Source organism: Veillonella parvula (genome assembly GCF_902810435.1).
Classification (GTDB): domain Bacteria; phylum Bacillota; class Negativicutes; order Veillonellales; family Veillonellaceae; genus Veillonella.
On record NZ_LR778174.1, the window covers coordinates 28618 to 45292 of the forward strand.

General features: G+C 36.1%; 12 protein-coding genes. 11 read left to right on the plus strand and 1 reads right to left on the minus strand.

Annotated features, from left to right (window positions below):
* The first annotated feature begins 7 nt into the window (after nucleotides 1-7).
* The 10 genes from FNLLGLLA_RS00115 to FNLLGLLA_RS00160 all read left to right on the plus strand — a co-directional run bounded on the left by FNLLGLLA_RS00115 (nucleotide 8) and on the right by FNLLGLLA_RS00160 (nucleotide 13106).
* The gene (locus tag FNLLGLLA_RS00115) at nucleotides 8-1324 is read left to right on the plus strand and encodes an O-antigen polymerase (protein ID WP_156697401.1); all 1317 of its coding nucleotides are present in this window, start codon (nucleotides 8-10) and stop codon (nucleotides 1322-1324) included.
* A gap of 15 nt (nucleotides 1325-1339) precedes the next feature.
* Nucleotides 1340-2740: an O-unit flippase-like protein gene (gene wzx / locus FNLLGLLA_RS00120; RefSeq protein ID WP_156697402.1), complete on the plus strand. Its 1401-nt coding sequence runs from the start codon at nucleotides 1340-1342 to the stop codon at nucleotides 2738-2740.
* 57 nt (nucleotides 2741-2797) lie between these two features.
* Entirely contained in the window at nucleotides 2798-3922 is a 1125-nt protein-coding gene (locus FNLLGLLA_RS00125; RefSeq protein ID WP_156697403.1) for a glycosyltransferase family 1 protein, read from the plus strand.
* Nucleotides 3903-4973 (plus strand): glycosyltransferase family 9 protein, encoded by a 1071-nt coding sequence (locus tag FNLLGLLA_RS00130; protein ID WP_156697404.1) that lies wholly within the window; start codon nucleotides 3903-3905, stop codon nucleotides 4971-4973. Before FNLLGLLA_RS00125 ends, FNLLGLLA_RS00130 begins: the two co-directional genes overlap by 20 nt.
* Before the next feature lie 53 nt (nucleotides 4974-5026).
* Entirely contained in the window at nucleotides 5027-5587 is a 561-nt protein-coding gene (gmhA, locus tag FNLLGLLA_RS00135; protein ID WP_156697405.1) for a D-sedoheptulose 7-phosphate isomerase, read from the plus strand.
* Complete coding sequence (gene rfaE1, locus FNLLGLLA_RS00140) at nucleotides 5580-7061, plus strand: D-glycero-beta-D-manno-heptose-7-phosphate kinase (RefSeq protein WP_156697406.1); 1482 nt, start codon at nucleotides 5580-5582, stop codon at nucleotides 7059-7061. Before gmhA ends, rfaE1 begins: the two co-directional genes overlap by 8 nt.
* Before the next feature lie 383 nt (nucleotides 7062-7444).
* Entirely contained in the window at nucleotides 7445-8656 is a 1212-nt protein-coding gene (locus FNLLGLLA_RS00145; protein WP_156697407.1) for a Fic family protein, read from the plus strand.
* Between the two features lie 179 nt (nucleotides 8657-8835).
* Entirely contained in the window at nucleotides 8836-9912 is a 1077-nt protein-coding gene (locus tag FNLLGLLA_RS00150; RefSeq protein WP_156697408.1) for an acyltransferase, read from the plus strand.
* Nucleotides 9913-9978: 66 nt separating this feature from the next.
* The gene (locus tag FNLLGLLA_RS00155) at nucleotides 9979-10305 is read left to right on the plus strand and encodes a hypothetical protein (protein ID WP_008601791.1); all 327 of its coding nucleotides are present in this window, start codon (nucleotides 9979-9981) and stop codon (nucleotides 10303-10305) included.
* 431 nt (nucleotides 10306-10736) lie between these two features.
* Nucleotides 10737-13106, plus strand: coding sequence for an autotransporter outer membrane beta-barrel domain-containing protein (locus FNLLGLLA_RS00160; protein ID WP_008601788.1), 2370 nt, complete (start codon nucleotides 10737-10739; stop codon nucleotides 13104-13106).
* Between the two features lie 621 nt (nucleotides 13107-13727).
* On the opposite strand, the gene FNLLGLLA_RS00165 is transcribed toward FNLLGLLA_RS00160, so the two are convergent.
* Entirely contained in the window at nucleotides 13728-15137 is a 1410-nt protein-coding gene (locus FNLLGLLA_RS00165; RefSeq protein WP_008601786.1) for a YadA-like family protein, read from the minus strand.
* Between the two features lie 730 nt (nucleotides 15138-15867).
* Between FNLLGLLA_RS00165 and FNLLGLLA_RS00170 the strand changes: the two genes are divergently transcribed.
* Nucleotides 15868-16572 carry an inverse autotransporter beta domain-containing protein gene (locus FNLLGLLA_RS00170; RefSeq protein ID WP_232055017.1) on the plus strand — a complete coding sequence of 235 codons (705 nt, stop codon included), beginning with the start codon at nucleotides 15868-15870 and terminating at the stop codon, nucleotides 16570-16572.
* Nucleotides 16573-16675 lie beyond the last annotated feature (103 nt).

The following is a 16675-nucleotide window of genomic DNA, read 5'->3' on the forward strand; positions in this document are numbered from 1 at the left end:
AGAATAAATGGACTGTTATTTATTATTACTAGTATCGTATGTGACATATGTAGTATTAGGCTATAAGAAATTTAAATTGCCTATCATATCCCCTACAATGATTACATTGTTATCCTTAACGATTGTTATTGCTTTGGGATATTGGTATAGATATGAAATGGGAACAGAACTTTACTTTTATACCTTTATAGTAATCGCTCTTGGTGGAGGGGCTATTTTAGGCACTGGTTATGGTGTGCAGAGATGGGCTAAAATTAATTGGGGAGACCCAACATCTATTGAGAATATTTTTGACAGTAATCGCTATCCTTTAGTGGGGATAGTAAATCTTTCAGTTCGATATAAATACATATCTATGTATATGATATTTTTTATTTTATTTTCTTTATTCTGTGTATTCATTAATACGACTGGTGATAGTGATGTTAGTCGTATGACTCAATATAGAGATATTATTTTATATCCTCAATTACATCCTAATGATACACGATTTATATTTATTAACTCTCAATTTTATAAGATTGCATGGGCCATAACATATGTGTCGGCTTATGTAGCTATATATAATGGCGTTATTTTAAATAAGCCTATTTTTAAAGGAACGGGTCTTCTTACAATAGTTATTTTTTTCTGTATTGGTAGTTCTATTGCTATGGGTGCACGCCAACCAGCTATCGAAATATTTATCTTCATGATTTTGACGTATTTATTTCTCCTAGTTAAAGAGCAATATTTTGATCAAGTTAAAAGATTTTTATTTAAACTCATTCCTATTACTATAATTAGCCCATTTTTATATATTCTTTATGGTATATTAGTAGGTCGCCATGATGGTAATAATGTAACATTGCAACGGGTTACTGAATTATTAGCCGGTGGTATTTATGCGTTGAATATTCATATATGGGAGCCAGCACGCACTACTTATTTCGGACAATCTAGTTTTGCAGATGTATATGATAAATTGATTAATTTTGGCTTGTTACCAGAATCAGCACGAATGGCTTATCATGAATTTGATAAATTTGGCAATACATTATCTTTATTTGGGCGTTGGTATGAAGATTTCGGTATTTTGGGTGTTATTATTATGAGTATTATAGTGACTGCATTATTTTCATTAGCCTATGAATACTTACAACGTCGCTCTAATGGCGATATTTGGACTCATGTTTGGACAGCTATTTTTCTTACTGAACTAGTATCACTTGTATGGGCGGGCTATGATGATCGTATCCGTGCATTATTAGCATTTTATCAATTTGTTATTATTGGTTTAATAGGTCTATTTATTTACGTAGGTTATCGAGTAAAGATAAAGTAACCAAAGAGGTAGATTATGAATATTTCCATCAAAAAAAGAGATGTTTTATGGTCTTATGGAAGTATGGCTCTCACGATGGCAGTAAATCTCTTACTATTGCCACTTTATATCTATTTCTTTACACCTGATATGGTGGGACTATGGTATGTATTTATTAGTATAGGATCTATTGCTTTACTATTTGATTTTGGTTTTTCCATTACCTTTGCTCGTAATATAACGTATTGTTGGAGTGGTGCTCAAGAACTTAAAGCAAAGCATGTTGCTTTTTCTGAATCAAAAGAAGTTAACTTTTCCTTATTAAAAGCTGTCCTTAAAGCTTGTCAATCGATTTATGCTATCTTAGGTGGTAGTGCTTTAGTCTTAATGTACACTTTAGGAATGTATTATATAGGTAGCTTAGTTAGTCCTAGTTCTCGCTGGGAAGCCTATATCGCATGGGCAGCGTATGGGTTTGGAATTTTTTTAAATCTTTATTACAGCTACTATATCTCATTTCTTCGAGGTGTAGGTGCTATTACATTGGCTAATAAAAGTATTGTTTATGCTCGTTTATTGCAAATGGTATTTACGATTATTTTACTTTTATTGGGATTTGGTATTATTGGGGCGAGTATAGGCTACCTTATATATGGTCTTGGATTTAAGCTCTTTGGGCATAGATATTTTTATAAATATGAGCATATTGGTGAGAAATTGAGATTTGCTACAAATCTTGTTACTACATCTACAGCAGATATATTCCGAACTATTTGGTATAATGCGTGGCGAGATGGGATTGTATCTATATCTAATTATATATTAACTCAAGCAACTATTATTATTTCATCATTTTATTTAAGTTTGGCACAAACTGGTATGTATTCCATTGCTATTCAACTGACTACTGCAGTAGCTGTTGTTGCTAGTACACTATATAATACATATCAACCGGCCTTTCAAAATGCATATATCACTAAGGATCAGCCTCGTTTAAGAGAATTATTTTCTTTTTCGGTGACATTATTTATTGTGATTTACTGGGTTGGTATATTTGGTTTATGGCTTGTTGGGCTACCATTGTTAAATATGATTAAGCCTAATTTTGTTATTTCTGATACAGTTCTTTGGGGTGCAAGTATTATGCAATTTGTTATTTACTATCGGAACTGTTATACATCTTATTTCTCTTGTACTAATCGTATTATCTATGTAAAAAGCTTCATTCTATCTTCTGCAATAGGTCTTGTGATATCTCTTGCATTTATGGAACTTTTTGATCTTGGTATTTTGGGGTTACTTGGTGGGATAATTTTATCTCAATTGATGTATAACAGTTGGTACTGGCCCTACAAGACGCATAAGGAAATGGAGATGAGTTGGATAGAATCTATTGTGAAAGGTATTGACAGTGTTTTAGGTAGAATTAAGAAATAATTATATTGACTAATTATTTTGTATGATTATTTTTTCTATTTAGAAAGAGGAATTAATATGGAGAGTAAACCTATACGTATTTTACATATCATTGGAATTTTAGTTGGTGGTGGTGTAGAAACGGTTGTGATGAACTATTATAAGAATATAGATCATTCTAAGGTACAATTTGACTTTGTTGTTCACGACAATGATAAAGTAGATATTACAGATATTGTTGAAAAGATGGGTGGTAGAGTTTATAAGATTCCAGCCTATTATAAAAATATTTTTGGCTTTATGTATAGTATCTATAATATAGTAAGAGAGAATAAATATAATATCGTTCATTGCCATATGACAACCCTTGGTATATTTTCACTATTACCTTCATGGCTAGCAGGTGCTAAGGTTCGTATTTTACATGGGCATAGTACTACTGTTAAAAGTGAAATAAAGCGAAATCTTATGAAATTAGTATTACGTCCATTTTCGACATTTGTAGCTAATCGTCAATTTGCTTGTAGTAAAATTGCAGCTTGTTGGTTATTTGGAAGTGATAAAAATGTAGAAATTATTAAAAATGCAATTGAAGTCGAAAAATTTCAATTTAATGAGAATTATCGAAATAAGCTTCGTGAAGAATTAGGGTTAGAGAATAAGTTTATTATTGGACATATAGGTAGATTTATGTATCAAAAAAATCATGAATATTTGATACAAATATTTAATAATATAGTTCATAAAATTCCCTCAGCACATCTTGTTCTAGTTGGTGATGGGCCATTGAGAGAACATATCTTACAAAAAATTGAGAATTTAGGTTTATCCACAAGAGTGACTTATTTAGGTTTACGGAAGGATGTACATAAATTATATAGTTTATTTGATATATTTTACTTTCCTTCTTGGTATGAAGGTTTAGGATTAGTGGCAATTGAGGCTCAAGCTGAAAAGCTACCAATTTTGATGAGTAATTTTATACCAGATGAAGCTGTCGTAGATAATACATTAGCAAAAAAATTAAATATTACAGAAAATGATATAAATCTATGGATAAATGAAACAGAACAAATTTATCAAAAATCTAATAATTTTATTTCACGTATAGGTGTAAATGATATTATTAGTCGTAATGGTTATGATATACATAAAGAAGTAAAACGTTTAGAGGAGCTCTATTGTGAATACAGTAAAGGCTAATACTAAACAATTAAATATTTTAGTAGAAATTATGCATGGTTTAGGTGATACTGTATGTGCTTTAGCATTATTAAAAGGAGTGCGGTATTTATATCCTGATGCAAAGCTAACAGTACTTTGTAAGATGAATTCAGGCCGTGATATTGTTGAATCTTCATATATTTCCATAGATAAGATTATTGTTCTTGATGTATATAAGAATATATATACAACATTTAAAACAATAATGAATTTAAGAAAACAAAATTTTGATATAGGGATTAGTGCTGGCATTACACCAGTAAAAAAATCACAACTTTTTATGAAATTATGTGGGGTAAAACAACATATAGGTTTTCAAGCTTCGGGCACTAATAAATATGACTATGATATGCATTTTGTGGAAGCTAATGTGAAGACGTTAGGTTTAGAGTTTAATGATGAATTAAGACCACAGTTATATGTAGATACTGATAGTGATAAATCCATATGTCATTATTTTGATAGTTTAGACCAATCAAGACCTATTATTGGTTTATGTATTGGTAATGCAGACCCCTCTTTTACTAATCGTTGGCTAAGGGTTGGTCGTGTTTTTCCAAAAGCGTGGGGCATTACAAAGATGCATAATCTTTTAGACTTATTGATAAAAGATGGAAATCAAATTGTACTAATTGGAGGGCCTCAAGAGATACTCTTATTAGAAGAGCTAACCGAGTTTTTAAAGTTACCACATGTTATAAATTTAGTGGGGAAATGTAGTATTAAACAAAGTATGGCTGCTATAAAACGATGTACCTGTTCTATAGGTATTGATACTGGTATGCAACATATTGCAGGTGCTTTATCAGTACCTACAATATCTATATTTGGGCCTACAAATCCTAAATATATAGGAGCTTTTTCAGATTGTAGTTATTTTGTAGAATATGAGACCGATTGTAAATATTGCTTTGGAACAAATCAATACCTTCATTGTAATCACCGTCGTTGCTTAACAGAAATTACTCCACAACAAGTGATGGATACTGTGCATCAGGTATTAAAAAAGGGTAATCATGAGAATGTATAGTGCATATAATTGCTATAAATATTAGTTCATTTTATTAATAGGAGACATTACTTATGGATATTATTACACAAAGATTTGATGATCATTTAGATACTCATACGAAGATGCGTAATTATATTGAAGAGATTCGAGTAGTTGCGGATATATGTAAGAATGCTCTTGATAAAGGACATAAAATTCTTTTCTGTGGTAATGGGGGATCAGCTGCTGATGCTCAACATTTGGCAGCTGAATTGGTAGGACGTTTTGTAAAAGAACGGGAGTCTTTACCTGCTATTGCTCTTACAACAGATACTTCTATTTTGACAGCTGTAGCTAATGACTATTCTTATGATGATGTCTTTTCTCGTCAAGTAGCTGGTTTGGGACAGGCTGGAGATGTATTAATAGGCATTTCTACATCAGGAAATTCTAAGAACGTGGTTAAGGCCACAGAACTAGCAAAACAGAAAGGTCTAAAAACAATTGCATTTACTGGTGAAGGTGGCGGCAAACTTGGTGCTCTTTGTGATGCCGTAATAGCCGTTCCATCTAAGACCACAGCTCGCATTCAAGAAATGCATATAATGGTAGGACATATTATCTGTGAGATTGTTGAGGAAGACTATGATTAAGAAAACTATTAATAAGTTCTTACATGATAGTCTGCCGAATCTTCGTATAGCTGTCATTGGTGATCTTATGGTAGATCGTTATGTCTTTGGTGATGTAAGTCGTATATCTCCAGAAGCTCCAGTCCCTGTGAATCGAGTAAAACAGATGAAAGAAGTCCTTGGTGGGGCCGCAAATGTTGCTGCGAATCTTGCCAATTTGGATGTTCATGTATATGTCGGTGGAGTCGCGGGACAAGATACCCATGGAAATCTTTTACAAGACTTATTAGATTCTAATGGTATTGATAAAAGTGGCGTAGTGATCTCTAATGAAAGATCTACCATAACTAAGATGCGAATTTTAGGTGCTCGTCAACAAATGATGCGGCTAGACTTTGAAACAGTTCGAGATGTTGACCAACAGGAAGAGGAGGCACTCATTCGTTGGCTGACTATTCTCTGCCAAAAAGGATTAGATGGAATTGTTATCTCTGATTATGGAAAAGGGGTTTGCACAGACACTCTTTTAAGACAAATTTTCAACTTGGCTAATCAATATATGATACCAACTATTGTTGATCCTAAGGGAGCTCAGTGGAATAAGTATGATGGGGCTACCTTTATTACTCCTAATGTGAAGGAGTTATCTGAACGAGTTGGTTATTCTATTAGAAATGATGATGATAATATAGTGACTGCAGCTAAAGAGGCTCTAGATACTAATAATATTCAATATATTATTGCTACTAGATCTGAAAAGGGTATCTCTGTTATTGCTAGAGATGGCCGGATTTGGCATAATCCAGCTACTCAACAAGATGTTTTTGATGTATCTGGTGCTGGTGATACAGTTGTGGCTACGATGATTTGCTCTATCGCGGCTAATCTTTCTATGCGGACAGCTCTTCATGTAGCTAATGGGGCAGCTGGTATTGTAGTATCTAAAGTGGGTACTTATCCTATTCATCGACAAGAATTAATTGATTTGTGGATGTCTCTTCAAGAAGGAAAATCTATAGAAAAGTCACTCTATTCTTGGGAAGAAATGAAGACTTTAGTTCGACAATGGCAAGATCAAGGAGATACAGTTGTTTTTACTAATGGATGCTTTGATATTCTTCATAGAGGGCATATTACGTACTTGCAAGAAGCGGCTCAACTAGGTGATCGACTTATTATAGGCCTAAACTCTGATGCTTCCGTAAGGCGCCTTAAAGGGGAAACTCGTCCTTTAGTAGAGGGAGAAGATAGGGCTTATTTATTGAGTGCTTTGGGTTGTGTCGATGGTGTTGTACTTTTTGATGAAGATACTCCATTCCAATTATTAGAAACTATTCGACCTAACATACTTGTTAAGGGTGGAGACTATAAAGTAGATGAAGTAATTGGACGTGAATTTGTAGACTCAGTACAAATTCTATCTTTTAAAGACGGATACTCAACTACTAATGTGGTAAATAAAATTGCTAATTTAGTAAAAGACAATAAATTATGATGATAATAATAAGATAAGTATTGTTGTTACCTCACATGTATAGAATACAAGACGTTGGACATAATATAGATAAATCTTATATAAAATATACGGAGGAGCTTTAGATTTTCTTCTAACAGCTTTTTTAGTATTTAGGGGCTGTTTTGTTACAGCCCCATTTTATATAGGTGTCAATGGAATTAGTAATGTATTTGCCCTAAATTATTGAGTAGTTTATGTTTAAAATTTGATTTTTTTATACGTAAATACTATAATTTAATAAATTAATGTCTAAAAAATGAAGTTTTTGAACATTAATTTTGAAGGAATTAGATTAGAGTATAAAATATTATCGTTTTGTACATCATATTTTATGATCCTGCAGGAAAGATTGGAGAGATAGTATGAAGTTTGAACCTATGTATAAAATATACTATAAACAACCTTCTGATTGGCAGCGCATATTAGATAATCGTCGTAATTCTGAAAGCTCTATCTCCTTGCCTATTCCCATTCATGAATATAATAGACGTAATACATATGATGCTTTTTTTATATATCATCCTGTATTAGTTCAGCTTTTATTATCATTAGAATCTAAAAAAAGTGCTTTTATCAATTTAGTTTCCAAGGTTCCTACAGTTATGATTTTGCATGTAATGAATACATTTTTATCTACTGAAATCAAAGCAAGTAATGATATTGAAGGTGTTTATAGTAGTCGTAAAGAGATTAGGGCGGCTATACAGAATAGTCAGAATGATAAATTAAGATTTTCAAGTATTATTGCTAAGTATCAGTCTATTTTAGATAATCCTCATGGATTTAAGTTTGAAAGTAGTAAAGATATTAGAGATTTATTTGATGATATTATCAGCAATGAAATAGAAAAGAAAAATCAGCCAGACGGCGAGTTGTTTAGACGTGATTCTGTAGATATAGTGAATCATCAAGATAAAATAATTCATAGAGGGACATGGCCAGAGTCAGATATTATTATAGAGTTGGATCGAGCGCTAGGAATTCTTAATAATGAGGATTTAGTGTTACCAATTAGAGTAGCTATATTCCATTACTATTTTGGATATATTCACCCTTTCTATGATGGAAATGGGCGTACTAATCGTTTTATTTCAACAGCCTATTTGGCAAAATATTATCATCCTCTTATTGCATTACGTTTATCGGCTGTAATTAATAATAATAAAAAACAATACTATGATGCTTTTAAAATGACTACAGCCGAGATTAATGGGGGCGATTTAACAACATTTGTAATTGCCTTTATTTCACTTATTGAAAGAACGATAGATAGTGCGATTGAGCTATTAGATAAGCGCATAAATCGGTTAGTTGAAGAGAAATTTAAATTAGAAGCATTTTTTGAAGTTCAACATATCAAAGATTCACTGCTTCAAGAGATATATTTCTTATTATTACAAGCTCGATTATTTTCCTTAGGTGCTGGTATTAGTAAAGCTGAAATTATGAATGCTTGTGGTAAAAGTAGAGGTACTATTTTTAATAGATTTAAACAAATTCCAGAAGAACATCTCATAAGGGTAAAAAATAGTCGTACCGAATCGTATATGTTAAAAATAAGTATATTAGAGTAACTTGATAATATATAATTTGTAAGGACAGTTGATTATATCAGCTGTCTTTTTTATGTGTAAAATTTGTCACAACATTCTCATATATTTCATGTATTTTATGATGTATACAAGTCATTTTGGTAATTACCAGCTGGTGTAGTATTCATATAGTTTGAGAGAAGAAATATGAGGTATAGAGAATGAGAGCGAGCAATATTGAGTTGTTGCGTATCATTTCGATGATACTAATTATTATGCACCATTTTAGCGTGCACGGTTGTTTCCCCTTTACACCAGATTTAACGTTTAATAAGGTGTTTCTCCAAGTATTTGGTCTTGGAGGTAAGGCTGGTGTAGTCGCCTTTGTTATGATAACAGGCTATTTTATGGTTTTTAGTAGTTTTAAGCTGCACAAGTTTGCGAAGTTAGTAGGGCAGATTTGGCTTTACAGCATTGCCATGCTGGGCGTAGCTATGGGTTTAGGACTCGATACGGTGACGTCAAGGAATATGATGCTCGCTTTATTGCCCATTGGTGCCATGAGTTGGTTTGCCCAGAACTTTTTAGTACTCTATTTATTAACGCCTATTATTAATCGAGTGCTTCATTGGCTGCAGCATAAATATTACGTTATGCTCCTAGTGGTTTCCACGGTAATCTGGTTCTTAATACCGACGGCGCTGAATTTGTGGCCTAATGTACCGCATACTACCTTTGGATTTAAACATATTTTTTCCTTTATTGTATTCTATTCGATGGGGGCGTACATTAAGCTGCACGGCTCACATATAACAAAGAAAATAGGTATTATTTTTACCGCCATAGGCTTTGTAGGGGCCTTTCTAGGGGATATCCTCGTCGATGTACTAGCTATGACGAATCCAGTGTATATGAAACAGATTTTCTACTTTACGCAAAATGATTATGGCTTCTTTCAATTGCTATTAGGCATTGGCGTATTTATTATTTTTTTGAAAGCAAAGATCACTTATCACCCTTGGATTAATGCGGTAGCATCTACTACCTTTGGTATATACCTATTGCATGATAATAAGCTATTCCTTCATTACATGTGGGACAATGTATTAGCAACGTATCAGTACTATGATTCAATACTATTACCTCTGTATGCAGTTCTTGTAGTGGTGCTTATTTTTGTCATCGGTATGATTGTAGACTATGTGCGGTTAGATTTCATAGAAAAACCTGTGATGAAAGCAATCACGCCGAGCCTCGAGCGAATTCAGTCAAGGGTTGAGAAAGTAGTGCCATTATAATGCGATTATCAGTGTTTTTTGGTATAATATATAAGTATTCTTACCATAAAACGGGAGGTAATTATAATGCGTAAATTTTTATATATATTAGCGGCGTTGCTTGTATTAATTGGCATTAGCACAAATGATGTAGAAGCTCGTCAAGATGTGTATGCTACGACGTATCTTGGTAATAACTGGTATGTAGATCAAGACTCTGTAAAACGGGTGGGGGATATACTCAACTTTACGGTGTACACAACAGCAGGTCTTAGCTACAAAGTGACATCTAGTGATGACAACTATTACAATGCAGACGTATTTTACGATAATAATAAACTCGTATCGGATAATGGCCAATCTGTATGGAAGTCGCCAGGCATGATGGCAGCCATGCGCGTGGCCCGTAGATAAACAAAAAAGGCAGGAATTATTGATATGTCCTCCATTACTGAACATCTAGTAATGGAGGACATGTTACATAATCTCTGCCTTTTCTTTTGCTTTGGAAAAAGAAAATAGCCCTTCGTTACCAGTGACTGGAGAACTGAAAGGCCATTCCATCATATTCTTTATTCTTTTGGGATGAGCCCGACAGAACTACTCGTCTGGCTATCTACCTATATTAAAGGGATAAAGATATATATCGTCAAATTCGAATAAATGATAATATAGCTTTCAATAGATTTTTTTATAATTATGAGCAGCACTTAGGTGCCGCCTTTTTTTGTTATTTATTATTTTTTGATGATGAAACAGTTTTCTTATGTTTACAATAATAGCCTTATAAATTATAATTAAAAATGTTTAATTATAATTTATAGTGTGAATAAGAGAGGGTTATTATGAAACGCATGTGTAAAGCGAATTTATCCTTAGCGATTGCCCTGACGATTGCTAGCTCTGTAGTGCCGTATGTAATGGCAGAATATCCTGTTGTTAGTGCTGTTAAAGGTGAAACTTTAAACTTGGGAAAGGTACAAGGGACACTGTTTGGAATTGATGCAGATAATAAGAGTACTATTAATGCAGATTATGTATCTGGTAGACTAATGGATGGACGAAAGACTATCATTACTAGTCAAAATGGAAGTACTGTGAATATTAAAAATGGCGATCTTCAAGTTGGTCGTGACAGTAATCCACTTGTTATTACTAAAGGCGGTACTGTAAATCTCGGCGTAGATGGTAATAAGGGTAATTTTACTGGCCATGATATGTCCATTGAAGGCGATGTACGTATCGATGGTAGCAATACACATCCATCTGAAATTAATATCGGTGTAGATAGTGATGAAGTACTATGGACTGGCTTTGCTCTCAACTTAGCAGATAAGAATGCAAAACAGCCAAACCATATCAATGTATTTCTTGGTGATCGTGGTTATTGGGACCATATGTATCAAGGCGGTTTGAATGGTACTAGTTATAGCACAATGACAACTCCAAGCCGTGTACATCGTTTGGTCGGTTCAAAAAATCGTAATTTTGAATCCATAGTAACTCAAAGTGAGCATAATGAAATTCACATTGATAAATTAGAAGGCCATGTAAATTTTGTGTATGATCCAAATGGTGAGTATGATGATAAAGAGGATCCAAGTTATAAAGAGCGTGAAAATATTGTAAATGGATTGACTCCAGAATCATTCTGGGGTGGTGATGTTCATATTACAAGTGCGGCACCTAATTCCGGTGCTCATATGTACACGAGTCGTAAGGGCTTAGACTTGTCTACTGAGGACAATGTAAATAAAGTTTTGGATAATTTGGCGCATAAGGTGTACTACCATAATTATGTAAATGGTGAAAGAAATCTTCAAGGCACGGTTGCTATTGCTTCTGAAGGTGCTGAATCTGCGCGTTTTAAAGTATTAACCGAAGGTTATGCTAAGGAAGGTGCTGTTACGTGGCAGGCCGATAAAAATGGTCAGGGTAAATATGAGTATGGTAAGGTGCAACCGACTCCGAAGCCTGAGGTGAAACCGGCTCCGGTACCAACGCCTAAGCCTGAGGTAAAGCCAGCACCGCAACCGACTCCGAAGCCTGAGGTAAAACCGGCTCCAGTTCCAACGCCTAAGCCGGAAGTGAAACCAACACCGCAACCAACTCCGAAGCCTGAGGTAAAACCGGCTCCGGTTCCAACACCTAAGCCGGAAGTGAAACCAGCACCGCAACCGACTCCGAAGCCTGAGGTAAAACCGGCTCCGGTTCCAACACCTAAGCCGGAAGTGAAACCAACACCGCAACCGACTCCAAAAACTGAGGAAAAACAAGTACCAGCTCTTGAGCAGAATCCTCAGATGAATGTCAATATGGGTGCCTTTGATACGCCACATATGCGTGGTACTCGTTCCGCCATCATGAGTAATATTAATGGTTGGAGAACGTTGACAGATAATATGTATCGTTCACGCGTATTACAACAAGGTGAACCAACAGGTATTTGGGCTCGCGTTGGTGGAGGTAAATACAACTTTAATGGAAGCGGAATCGATACAGATACAACATACACGCGTATCCAAGGTGGTTACGATGCTAAAACTGGTAGCGGTTGGACCGTAGGTGGTCAAGTTTCTTATCTTCGTGGTAACGATGATTACGTTTTCAACGGCTCTGGTAAGGAAAAAGCCTTTGCTGTTGGTGCGTATGGTTTGAAAAATCTTGGTAACAACCAATATATCCATATTGAGTCCCAAGTAGGTCGTGCATCTAACGATTTCACTGTTCGTAATGAGATTGGTGAAAAATTTTCTGGTGAGACTAAAGCTAATGCGTATACAATTGGTGCACGCTATGGTAAAACCGTGAAACTTTCTAATGGTACATATATCGAGCCACAAGCACAATTGAGCTATACTCACTTTGGTGGTGATAGCTTCAATGCTGGCAGTATGAAAGTAGATCAGTCTGGTGTGAGCAGTACAGTAGGCGGTCTTGGCCTTGAAATCGGTAAACATTTCGGCGCAGGTAATCTATATACTCGTCTTGGTGTTAACCATGCATTCTCTGGTACAGTAAAAACTACATATACTAGTGGTGCTACTACTAAATACACTTCCGAGGACATTAAAGGCACTTGGACAGATTTAGCCTTTGGAGGTCGCTACGGTTTTAATGCAAATAACAGCATCTTTGCTGATATTAGTACAGGTCTATCTGGTGATTATAAGGCCGGTTGGTCTGTAAATGCAGGATTTACACATAAATTTTAAGCGAATTATTAATAGATAGGAGCGATTTTAGTACATCGATAATTGCATGACAGGTAAAGTCGTCTATTGATTCATTCATATATTTCTTTAAAACGTTTCTTATTGTATCGAGCATTAGTTCGACTTATAATAGGATTAGGATAGCCAACGAGGTTGGGCCTCTCTTCGTTAATGAAGGGAGGGGTGTCTATGAGTGATTATGAGTTAATCATGCTAATTCTAGAGGTAATAACTGTAGTTATTGCCTTTGGAGCACTTGTGGCTCTTATTTGTCTTGGAAAAGACAAATAGCCCTTCGTTACCAGTAACTGGATAACTGAAAGGCCATTTCATCAATTATTTATAGTTCTGAGATGAGCCTAACGGAACCACTCGTCTGGCTATCTACTTATATTATAGGGATAAAAATATATATCGTCAAATTGAGATGAAATACATTATTATAATAACTACATATAAATAATGATAAAAGCTGTACATACATAGATTAGACTGAACGGCTTTGATGTCAAAACGAATGTAACATCAAAGGCGGTTCAAAAATCGATTATGTGTGTACAGCTTTTTGGTTTTAGTGTGTTTTTGTGAAAGTAGTCATAGGACTACCATAAAGGGATCTTATTATTTTTCAAGTTTGTCTACTAAGCGTTTTACTGTTTCTTGTAGATCTTTATTTTGAGCTTCTAATGCTTGTACGCGTTGTTCTAGTGCGTTATAAGAGGCAGGGGACATAGCAGTAGATAAAGATTTTCCTGGTCTATAGGTGATGCCTACATTGGCCATAACGTGATTGTTCATCGTAAACCCTGTGGTGAGTAAAAGATTATCTTTGTGATAATAGCCTACACCTAGAGCTACTGCATTTGCATTTTTATAATGACCGTAGCCCGCCATGTATTGAACGCGATTATCCGGATCATATGGTAATGGATGTAATGCAGCTAATGCAGCGGCACGAGCATCACCTTTATTGGATTCCGATTCAACACGTTGTACCTCTTGAGATACATGTTGTACAGATTTTTCAATAGTGCTAATAGAATTATTAAGCTGTTGACTTGTACTTTTACCAAGGGTATCAATCATTTGATGAACGCCGTAGAGTTGGGATCCGTTGACCGCATCTGTAGAGGTAGCACTCACGCGACCTGCTGCGAGATTGGTGATCGTCCGTTCCTTGCCCTTAGCCCCTACGGATACTGTTGATACAGGGGCAGTGCCGGCATAGTTGACGGTAGTACCATTTTCAAAGGTATGACTTGCTGTACCGACTACATCGCCGTCAGCGGAATCATTGCCAAGGACAACTCCGTTTTTTAGAGAGGTAGTCACATTATTGCCGAGAACAAAGGTGTTTTCTCCAGAAATATGGTTGTAATTACCTATACTGTAAGAATTGGCCGCATCAATAGCTGTTTTACCGTATTGGCCTTGACCGAATACGCCAGATGCAGTCGCTTTTTCAGATAGTGTGTTATAAGAGCCTACGGCCAAACCTTTCGCGGCATTTACATTCACATAATGCCCTACGGCAAGGTTGAACTGACCATTTACTGTCGAATTTGACCCGATGGCTACAGAATTGCTGGCTTTACTGTTAGCACCCTGGAAGTTCCCAATCCACACGTTTTTATCACCTGCGGATTTTTCCCCTGATTGAGTCCCCATGACAATGGAGTTCGTCAACTGGCTTGCATTACCTGCGGCGAAACCGACGGTTATGTTAAAATCGCCAGTACTGTCTCGAAATGACTTCGCCCCAAGGTTGATATTGCCACCGCCTGATGAGCCGGCCCCAGCAGCTGAACCTAAGGCTATGTTATTGCCTTGGGCATTGGGCCCCTTTCCTTTTCCGTTCGCCGCACCGGCATTCTCACCGAGGGTGATGTTGCCGCCTGTTCCTGCGGTGAAAGTTTGACCTTCCTTGCCGATGTTACCATTGTTATCAACGATATTAACCGGCGCCGCATAAACTGAGGCGGATAAAGCTACCATTACAACACTTGCTAATACAAAACGTTTCTTACTCATCGTATACACTCCTTTGTGTACAAACAAACTTTCACAAAACTTTCATAAAAAGACTTACATGGCTACTATAATACCAAAAAGGTATATTGTAAATAGAATATTCACATAATTTCAATAAATATACAATATATTCTATAGGTATTTATAGTTGATAAGAAATCTTTGACACATAATTATAAAGTTTAAATATTTATTTATTCTATCAATTGCAATCTATATGCATTGACAATTCTCTATATATTTATATAAAATAGAAATAATTTCATGTGTTGTTCATGATGAAATCATGAGTCATCGGTATATGTAATCGTGTGTAATTAAGTATTATGTACATAATTAAGTATGTACGGTATTAAGTAATGAGAAGTGTGTTTGTACGTAAGAGTGTGTAATGAAATATATAATCGTGTTGATGAGTGCCCTTTGCATGTTCGTTATGCCCGTATCGGGGGAGCAGGTAAATAAAGCAGAGCAGCCTATGCAGGGGACTACGGTAAAACAAGTTCATAGTGAAAGTAAGACCGTATTATCTGACGACTTAGATACATTCCATGTTAATTCATCTCATACTCCAGATCATGTCATCGGTCAGGGCGGATTGGAGATGCCAGACTCCACAGATAAAAAGACGACTCGTTATTCCGATACGGATGCGGTCAACTCTGCGTTGCAGGCGGTGGTCATGACTGGTGTTCATTCCGCAATGCACGGATCGAAGGCGAAACCGTGGATGCAGCGAACCGTCTTGTCATTGCGCTTTCAGAAAAACTGGAAGCCCTTGTACGGTGTGGAAACATTGCAGCCGTTAGGTCATTATGATGAGACATCTCGTCATGTGTGGTTTACACAGGAGCGGTTGGCGAATGCAGCGGATACAGGAACGACGGCGAATGTAGGCATCGGTTATCGCCGAATTGCAGTGAACGATGAACACTATTACGGTGGCAATCTGTTTTATGACCATCGGTTCAGAGGCAATCACGGTCGCATGAGTGTCGGGCTGGAGTACGTGTCGGGGATTGGTGCGTTTCGCATGAACTGGTATCGCGGTGTGTCTGGTGAGCGTTCCCTTGATGGTGCGACACGCATGGAAAATGTGTCTAACGGATATACTGCGGAGTACGGGACTAGCTTCAAGAATGCCCGTTGGGCGCGCGTGTATATGGAGGCCTATCGTTGGCAGTTGCGGCACAGTGCGGATAAGCATGGTTTGCGAATCGGTACCGAGTTGCAGCTCACACCGAGGATTTCTGTTGATATGGGCTATAATAAACCGGAGCATAAGCACGGTAGCCCTTACGGTAAGGTTATGTTCCGTCTAGCCGGTGTCGATACGGCTTGGTTTGGTGGTAACCATCGATCGGATACAAAAACATCGGTTCGTGCTAATATGTTGGAAAATGTGCGTCGTCAACATACGGTGCACGTTGATTGATAGATTGATATATATATATATTTATTATTTTGATAAAAGTAGCATAAGAATCTATATTTATTTTTTAGATAAAAGCAACATAAGGAGCTGTTTTATAGTATCA